The 8,401-nt window shown below is 68.3% G+C and carries 6 protein-coding genes; 3 read left to right on the forward strand and 3 right to left on the reverse strand.

Going from position 1 to position 8,401, the window contains the following annotated elements; translation table 11 throughout:
* The coding region (locus RWX45_RS08145; protein WP_316023232.1) for an ATP-dependent helicase at nucleotides 1–1,793 on the reverse strand (1,793 nt) is incomplete at its 3' end.
* Entirely contained in the window at nucleotides 1,790–5,383 is a 3,594-nt protein-coding gene (locus RWX45_RS08150) for a PD-(D/E)XK nuclease family protein (protein WP_316023233.1), read from the reverse strand. The genes RWX45_RS08145 and RWX45_RS08150, both read right to left, overlap by 4 nt.
* A gap of 220 nt (nucleotides 5,384–5,603) precedes the next feature.
* On the opposite strand from RWX45_RS08150, the gene RWX45_RS08155 reads away from it, so the two are divergent.
* The 3 genes from RWX45_RS08155 to RWX45_RS08165 all read left to right on the forward strand — a co-directional run bounded on the left by RWX45_RS08155 (nucleotide 5,604) and on the right by RWX45_RS08165 (nucleotide 7,981).
* Nucleotides 5,604–5,819: a DUF3107 domain-containing protein gene (locus tag RWX45_RS08155; RefSeq protein ID WP_316023234.1), complete on the forward strand. Its 216-nt coding sequence runs from the start codon at nucleotides 5,604–5,606 to the stop codon at nucleotides 5,817–5,819.
* Between the two features lie 645 nt (nucleotides 5,820–6,464).
* The gene (locus RWX45_RS08160) at nucleotides 6,465–7,139 is read left to right on the forward strand and encodes a DUF6318 family protein (protein WP_316023235.1); all 675 of its coding nucleotides are present in this window, start codon (nucleotides 6,465–6,467) and stop codon (nucleotides 7,137–7,139) included.
* A gap of 239 nt (nucleotides 7,140–7,378) precedes the next feature.
* Entirely contained in the window at nucleotides 7,379–7,981 is a 603-nt protein-coding gene (locus tag RWX45_RS08165) for a zinc transporter (RefSeq protein ID WP_316023236.1), read from the forward strand.
* A gap of 150 nt (nucleotides 7,982–8,131) precedes the next feature.
* Here RWX45_RS08165 and RWX45_RS08170 read toward each other — a convergent pair.
* A partial coding sequence (locus tag RWX45_RS08170) for a hypothetical protein (protein WP_316023237.1) occupies nucleotides 8,132–8,401 on the reverse strand: 270 nt, incomplete at its 5' end.

The raw sequence follows: 8,401 nt of genomic DNA on the forward strand, positions 1-8,401 counted from the left end.
GTCAGGGCACCGCGTACGCGCCGTAGGGCACGAGCGATCCGCAGCGCCGTCTGCCGACCCGCCTCGCTGATCCCCATGGCCCCCGCGCTCGTGCTGGCGCCGGCCGTTCCCGCGGCGCGCCGGGCGCCGGGGGCGTGGGCAGCGTCGTCGCGGCGAACGAGTTCCTCGAGCGCCTCGGACAGCGCCGGCTCCTCGGGCTGCCCCGCGGCGGCTTCGTCGCCGCTCCCCCCGGGATCGGCGCCGTCGGCCCGGTCGCGTCGGCGCGCAAGCTCACGGGCGAAGCGCTGGAGCGCCTGCAGATCGGCGGCACCGATGTCGGCCCCAGTGAGCAGGCGCATGAGCCGGTCGCCGCGTTCAGGATCAGCGCCTACGGTCAGCAGCGCCCGCACATCCGCCACCTCGGGGATGGAGAGCATGCCGCCCGACACCGCCACCTCATAGGGAACGCCACGGGCCTCGAGCGCCTCGGCCACCGGCACCATCTGACTGCGGCTGCGGCACAGGACGGCCAGCTCCGCCCTGGGGCTCCACCGCTCTTGCATGAAGTCGGCGACGACCTCGGCCTCCTGCAGCGGGTCGGCGGGGAAGGCCGCGAGTACCTGTCCGACGGCCAGTCCAGCCTCCACCGAGCGCTCCTGAAGCGGGGCTACCTCAACGTGGACCGTCTCAGCGTCACCGGGCTGGTACTGGTAATGGCGAAGCGGCAAGGAGACGACATTGGCGGCAGCGAGGATTGCCGAGTCATTGCGCCAGGCAGTGGACAGTTGCAGCACCGGAGTTTCGACGTCCGAATCGCCGCCGTCGGCCACGGCCCGGACGCCGCCAGGGTTGAAGCGGGCGTGGAAGCTGTCCAGCGCGCCGGCGCTGGCACCACGCCAGCCGTAGATGGCCTGGTTCGGATCACCGACGGCGGTCACGCCCTGGTCCGCGAAGAGGGCGGAGAGCAAGCGCACCTGGGCGACGGAGGTGTCCTGGAACTCGTCCAGCAGCACCGCCGGGTACTGCGCACGCATGGCGTCCACTGCTTCGGGCACCTGCTCGGCAATACGGCAGGCCAGCACCAGCCGGTCGCCGAAGTCAACGAGCCCATGCCGGCGCTTGTAATCCCGAAAGTCCTGCACGACGTCGAGCACGCCCAACCAGGCCTCCATAGTTGCCGGCGTGCCCGCAAAGTCGCTGGCTACCCCGCGGGTGCTTGTCAGCCCGGCAAAAAGCTCGTGCAGACTGAGCAGCTGCTCGCGGGCGTCGTCAATGCTGAGCAGGTTCGTGGACAGCTCGTTGTCTGCACGCAGAACCGTGGCGATTGCAGTGGACTTGGTGTCAATGGGCAGCGGGTCGGTGCGGCGCTCCAGAATGTCGGTGACGATCTGCCACTTGCGGGCCTCGGTAATGAGGGTGGCATCGGGGTCCGCCCCGACGTACAGACCGTATTCGCGCACGAGCGAGCCGGCGAAGGAGTCGTAGGTGGCGACGGTCGGCTCGAGCTCGTCGTTAGCACCTGCGATGACACCGCTGGCGGCTAACTGGGTGAGGCGGGTGGAGACGCGCTCGGCGAGCTCGGCGGTGGCCTTGCGGGTGAAGGTCAGGCCCAGGACCTGGTCGGGGCGCACGGCGCCGGTGGCGACCAGGTGGACGACGCGTTGGCTCATCGTGGCCGTCTTGCCGCTGCCGGCGCCGGCGACCACGAGCAGGGGCCGAAGTTCGTAGCCAATGACCTTGGACTGCTCCTCGGTGGGCCGAGGCAGGCCGAGGCGGGCAGCCAGGACTTCGGGGGTGAGATCGGCGGTGCTCATGCCACGGTCCTTCTTCCTTCGGGCTTAATGGGGCAGGACGTCTTGAAGCCGCAGGAACGGCAATGTTCCCCGCTGCGAGCGACGAAGGTGGGACCGGCCGTGTCCAGGGCCGCCCGGGCGAGCAGTTCCACGTCCCACTCCTGGCCGGTCTCCGGATCGCGGCTGGGCGCGAGGACCAAACCATTGGGCACCAAGTAAACGCCACTGTCTATTCTTTTACGCGGTTCTATTCCCAGCGCGGCTAACCCAGTGCCGTCTACCTCATAGCCGAGAGCGACCAGTGCCATGCGATAGGTGGCCAGTTGCGCATTGTGATCCGGCGTCTTCGGCCTACTTCTGCCGGTCTTGAAATCAATAACGCGCACGCGCTGCCCTTGCCCGGCGGGAAGCGTTCCGTCCCCGGAGGCCTCGGGCGGGGCGCCGTCGAGGAACTCCAGGCGGTCGATGCGCCCGTGTATGTGCACCGGTATCCGCTCGGGCTCCGCGACCTGGAACTCCGAGCCGCTTCCCCGAGTACCCGTGCCGCCGGAACTGGCCGCAGCGCCGCCCGACGCATCCGCGCCGCCGACCGCCACGCTCGCCGCATGGTCCTCGTCGGGCGCCTCGCCGGCTTCCGGCTCGGGCGCGGGCAGGTCGAGACGAACATCCACTGTCTGCTCGACCAGAGTGGGAGCAGTGACCGACCCGAAGTAGGCGTCAAGCCGGTCGATCATGTCGCGTACGCGCTTACGGTCGAGATTGCCGAGCCAGGTGTCCGGGTAGCCCAACTCCGGCAGCTTCTCCTCCAGGACCCGGCGCAGCGCCTCGCCGCGCAGTCCCTCCCGCTCGGCGCGCTCAGCCAGACCGTGCACGAGGTTGCCGACCCGCTGCGCATCGCTGGTGCCGGTGCCGCCACCGTTGCGCTGAAAGAACCATTTCAGCGGGCATGTGGTGATGTTCTCGATGTCGGAGGGGCTGATGCGGATCTCTCGCCCGGGGGCGACTAGCGGCGTGGTGGAGGTTGGCTGCCCCAGACCGGCCCAGTTGGCGGGATCGGCGGCGGCAACACCGCGGCGGGCCAGATCGGTCAGAAGCTGCTCGGCTTGGCGTCCACGTGCACGCGCCGCCGCATCCGCCTCGGCCAGGCGACCAGTGACCGCGGCGGCGCGCAACTCACCGACTAACCCAGGCAAGGTGAGATCGCCGACGTCGTCGGCCACATTGAGCTCGCCCTCCTCGTTGAGGGCCTCCTGCCCGGCTACGGCTGCCACATCCAGGAGGAATGACGAGGGGGCGGTGTCGGTGTCCGAGGCGGCGGTGACCACCAGGCGGCGGCTGGCGCGGGAAATAGCGGCCAGGAACATGCGGCGCTCGTCACCCAGAACATGGCTGCGCGCAGCCACCGGATCCTGGACGGTCTTCTGCCCCCCGGCGGACGGCAGGCGACCGGTGACGGCGTCGACGAGCAGCCCAGAGTACGTCAGGCCGTCACGCAGCCGCAGATCGGGCCAGACATCCCGCTCCACCCCAGCGACGACGACCACCTCCCACTGGGCACCGGCCGCGGCGGCGGGCGTGAGGACGGCGACGCCCGCCGGGCGGATACCCTGCGGCGCGACGGTGTCGGACGGCAGCACTTCCGCGGCGAGTTCATTCAGGAAGGCGGCGGCATCCCGCCCGGGGTGGCGCTCCGCCCAGACTTCCGCCCGTTTGAACAGCACCGTGACCACGTCAAGGTCGTGCTCGGCTGCCTCCGCCATGAGCGCGGCAGTGCGAGAGCTGTGCGGTGCCAGCGCCGTAGCACGCCACGCCTGTGCGCACCCGGAGGCGTCCCAGGCGGCCCAGAGGAGCGCCTCGGCGTCGACGGGACGGTTCTCCTCCCGGGCGGTATCCACCACCTTCCGCAGCGCCGCAATGATGGCGGCAGCGCGTTGCAGCCGCGTGGCCTGCTCGGCCAGCGGGTCATCGGCGAGTTCCCGAGCAAGTGCGGCTGCGGCGGCTGGGTTGGCCACTACGGCCAACAGGTTCTCGTCCGCGGTTGCCTCCACGGGCCGGTCGGCGCGAAGCCGACGCCGCAGGCGCCGCAAATCCAGGTTGCTCAGCCCGACCAGCGGGCTGGTGAGCAGCTCGAAGGCGCTGGGCTGTTCGGGCAGGACATCGCCGTCCCCGAGGCGGCCGGCGAGGGCTGCATGCGCGGCGGTCATGAGGGCGCCGGTGGCGGGCTCCGCACGCAGTAGCACAGCAGGAGCGGCGGAGGCGAGTGGAACACCGTGATGCCGCAGTTCGCGGCTCATTGTCCGAACCCGGTCGGCAGAGCGGACAATCACGGCCATTTCATCCCAGGTGGTGCCGTGGTGAACATGCTCGGCGCGCAGGATGCGGGCTATCTGGGCGATCTGCTGAAGCGGGCCGGAGGCGATGAGAGTTTCAATACCGCGCGGGCGTGCTTGTTCCTCGCCTTGTGCATGAACCGTGGCGACGTCAGCAGCCTCATCCTCCGCGCCATCGAAGTCTGCGGCGGTGAGTGCTCCTGCGGGGACCGCGGCGGCGTCGGCGAATTCAGGATGCCGGTGGGTGGCGGTGCCGGTGACGGGAATGCGATCGGCCTGCGCGGCCCACAGCTCGGCGAGTTCCGGCGTGCCACGGTAGGTCACGCCGAGCGTCAAGCGCTCCGCATCAAGCCCAGAGCGGTCCTCCGCAGCGTTGAGCAGGCTGGGGTTACCGCCGCGGAAGACCTCGACGGCGGCGTCAGGGTCCCCCAGGACGACGATCTGGGCGCGGTGGCCAGCGGCGTCGGGCTGAGCAAGGGCGACCAGCAGGCGAGCAGTCGCGGCAGTGCAGTCCTGGTAATCGTCAACGATGACAAAGTCCGGCACCGGGCGGGGCACGAGCACGCCGTCGGTCTTCCAGGTGTCCAGCGCCTCGCGAGCGCGGTCTTGCAGCCGAGCCGTGTCCATCTTGCGAACGGCGGAACGGTTGGCGGCGTTGGGACGGCCCTGAGCATCCCAGACGCGGAGCAGCTCGGCAGCTTGCTGCCAGATGGGGACCTCGAGTTCTTCGCCGAGGCGGGCGAGCTCGGCGGCGGAGACACCGAGTTCGCCGGCGCGGGCCAACAGGTTGCGCAATTCCGTGCGGAAGGCGCGTGAGCCGACGGCCTCTTCCGGGATGTTCTCCCAACCGATGCCTGCCACCAGCTGCACCAACGCAGCATCCTCCTCCGCCCCGGCCAGCAGGACGGGAGCCGGCAGCGGATCGGGGCGCTGAGTCAATGAGGTTCGCAGAATGGCCAGGGCGAGGGCTGCGGGCGTACGCACCCGAACCGTGCCGGAGGGCGCGCCGGCAACCCTGAGCAGGTGGGAGGCGCGCTCGCGCAGACGGTCTGCACGGGCGCGGGTGGGTGACAGCAGCACCGCATCCTTGCCGTCAGCCACAGCCCGGACCAACAGACGCAAGGCGGTGGAGGTCTTGCCGGTACCGGGAGCACCGAGGACGACGAGGCTCTTGCCCGCTTGGGCACGGGCAAGGACCCGGGCAGCGGCGGCATCCGGCTCGGGCAGCGGCGGCTGGGCGAGCGGCGGAAGGAGGCGGAGGGGGCCGGTGGGGCTGGTCATGTATCCATCTCACCACGCGGGTACGACATGAATTCGGCTCGCTTAACGTCTTCTGGGTGACGGATGACAGCGGCGGGAAAGCAGCGGGTGTCCGCGCGACGCGAAACGGCCCGTTTACTGGCGACTCCGGCGAACTGTTCTGGTGGCGGCACCCATAGGATCGGGACAGATACCCCACCCGCGGGCCCAAGCGGCCCGGGTCCTGATTGAAGGAGCACCCATGCAGGTCACCATCGGAATCAAGCACTCCACCCGCGAGCTCTCGCTGGAGACCTCGGCGTCTCAGGACGAGGTGCTTGCGGCTGTGGCTGACGCCGCCACCTCTTCGGTCACCCTGACCGATGACAAGGGACGCAAGGTGTTCGTCCCGGCAGGTTCACTCGCCTACATCGAAATCGGCGAGTCCTCCCCCCGCCGCGTCGGCTTCGGCATCTGACCCGCGCCCACGCAACCTCCCCTCCGCCGAAACCGGCACTTGTAACGTGCTGAGACCGGCACTAATGACGTGTCGAGACCGGTCGTTGTGGTGGTGGGGTGGGTGGCGGACAGGGCCGGTCGGGGTGACGCTGATGGACTGGGGGTACGTGCAGGCGGGCCCCGCGGACGCCTGTCCTCTGGCTGGTAGCGGCGGGGGCGGCGAAAAAGTGTCCATTGGTCGCAACTTTTAGCGGCGAGGCTCACCGGTTACTTTCAGAAACCGTCTCTGACCTGGGCAAACGCACGAGCGCCGGGTCGGGCCGGTGTGGGCGTTGGCTAAAAGTTGCGACAGACGGTCACTCATGGCCAGCAATGACCGGCGGCCGCCCGACCACGGCGCCCGGTTATCTCACCGCTGCGCGTGGCCGACGGGGTTTTCCACAGGCGCGCCGGCCCGAGTGGCGGTCACGCGGTAGATCTCGGTACGGTTGCGGGCGTCGGCACTTGGTCGATGCGCCCACACACCCCGTTCCGGGTCCTCAATGAGGAGGCTCCCCCTTCGATGCTCATCTTTCCGTCGTTCACCAGTTTGGTCACCGCACCACAGCGTCGGTCGCGTCTTCCTACACGCCCCGGCCATGGCCGCCACAGCTCGGTGCGCAGCGTGGCGCCGCGCGGTGGGGTTCCTATCCGCCCCAGCCACGGCCGCCACCCAAACCGCGCTGCCCGTGCAGCGGTGCTGGCCGCCTGCCTGACCCTCCTGACCGCCGGCTGCTCCGGAAACGGCAACACCACCGGCACCCCCACCGCTACTGCCGCTGGCGGGACACCGACAGTCTCCACGTCCCCCACACCGTCTGCCAGCCAGACCCCGTCCCTGTCCCCTGAGGACGCCGCCGCCAGGGCCACCGCCCTGGCCATGGAGCCGCCTGATTCCTACACCCCGGAGTTCACCCCTGATGGCGCCGCCAACGCAGCCACATACTTCCTCAACCTATTCCCCTATATGTATGCCACCGGCGACCTGGACGCGTGGAAGGACATGAGCGAAGACGACTGCGAATTCTGCAACAACGCGCTAGATGACGCCGCGGAACTGCACGATGCTGGCGGGTGGGCTGATCCCTGGGAGCAGGAGATTACCCCCTTGGAGTGGTGGACCGACGAGGCCGACCCCAACAGGTACGTCGTACGGGTCAACGTCGTCTCTCAAGCCCACAGCGAGCACCCCGGCGGCGACACTCCCTCACGAACAGTGGAGAAGTCGGAAGGTGCACTTCTAATCCAGATGTACTGGGAAGACCGGGATTGGAAAATCGAAGCAGGCGAAGCAGAATGAAGCACACTAATTCGAGGATCCTAACCATCTTAACGACAACACTACTTTTCGCATTCTCAGCCTCGCCAGCTAATGCTGTCGACGACGATTCACCCAATCAGGTGCACGCCAAAGCAACCGCAAATTCGGTGACGGTTACTGGTGGGTCTTCGTATGAGGTGGTTTCGTCTGTTCCGGGCGGGCCTGTTACCGGGGGCTACTACGCCGGTGGTGGGGTGGTGGATGAGGAGGCGTATCGCATGGCGCAGTTGAGTTTTGCGATCTGCTTCGGCACCAGGGCCGGTTTCACGCTCGGTACCGGCGATACCTCCATCAACCCCCTCGACTGCATCACCGACGCCGCACCCCAAGCCACCGTCCCCACCACCGACGGCACCACTACCGTTATCACGGTCACCTCCACCGATGTATCCCAGCTGCTGGCCGACGGGTCCGGCATCACTCGCCAGCCTCCGGGGGATGAGGTCCTGCTGTCGAAGATCTTCATCGTCTACACCAGCCCCAACACCCAAACCCTGACCACCACGGTGGCCGGAACCGCCGTCACCATCCACGCCACCCCCACCTCCTACACCTGGAACTGGGGAGACGGCACCACCACAACCACCACCGACCCCGGCGCCGCCTGGCCCAACCACACCGTCTACCACCAGTACACCGCCACCGCCGCGGACATCACCACCACGCTGACCACGACGTGGAAAGCCACCTTCACCCCCAACGGGGGCACCACCACACCCGTGGTCGGGACCATCACCACCACCAACACCACCACCCCCTACAACGTGGTGCGCACCCTCACCTACCTCACCGACCAAGCCGAAACCGCACAAGGACACTAAACACAACCGCAGGCGTCCTTGCCGTTGAAGAACACCGGCAGCCGTCCAGCCGCAAGCTGCATCAGGCTAACGGGCCGGGCCGCACCACCCGCCGCCGCACCGCCCGCCGTCGTACCCTCGCCGCCACACCACCCGCCGCCGCAGCGCTCGCTACAGCCGGTCGTGCTTCTCGCAGAAGACGTGCTCACCCACAATCTTGAAACCGTCGCGTTCGGCAGCGCGCAGCGCGTCGTGCTCGGTGTAGCTCAAGGCAAGTACCCGCTCAATGGCCGTGCCATCCGGGTCGTGAACGGTGTCGACCACGCGATGCGCGACCATGCGTTCACACCCCTCATGGTCGCAGCGGACAGCGATGGCCTCGCGACGGATGAACATGTATTCCCCTCTCCGATTCGGGATGATCGGCGGTTCGTTGCCGAC

Source organism: Actinomyces sp. MRS3W (genome assembly GCF_032465695.1).
Lineage (GTDB): Bacteria > Actinomycetota > Actinomycetes > Actinomycetales > Actinomycetaceae > Actinomyces.

Bases quoted from the DNA above. Each gene is read 5' to 3' on its own strand.
- RWX45_RS08150 (WP_316023233.1), bottom strand. From the start codon at position 5,383: ATGACCAGCCCCACCGGCCCCCTCCGCCTCCTTCCGCCGCTCGCCCAG.
- RWX45_RS08155 (WP_316023234.1), top strand. From the start codon at position 5,604: ATGCAGGTCACCATCGGAATCAAGCACTCCACCCGCGAGCTCTCGCTG.
- RWX45_RS08165 (WP_316023236.1), top strand. From the start codon at position 7,379: ATGGCGCAGTTGAGTTTTGCGATCTGCTTCGGCACCAGGGCCGGTTTC.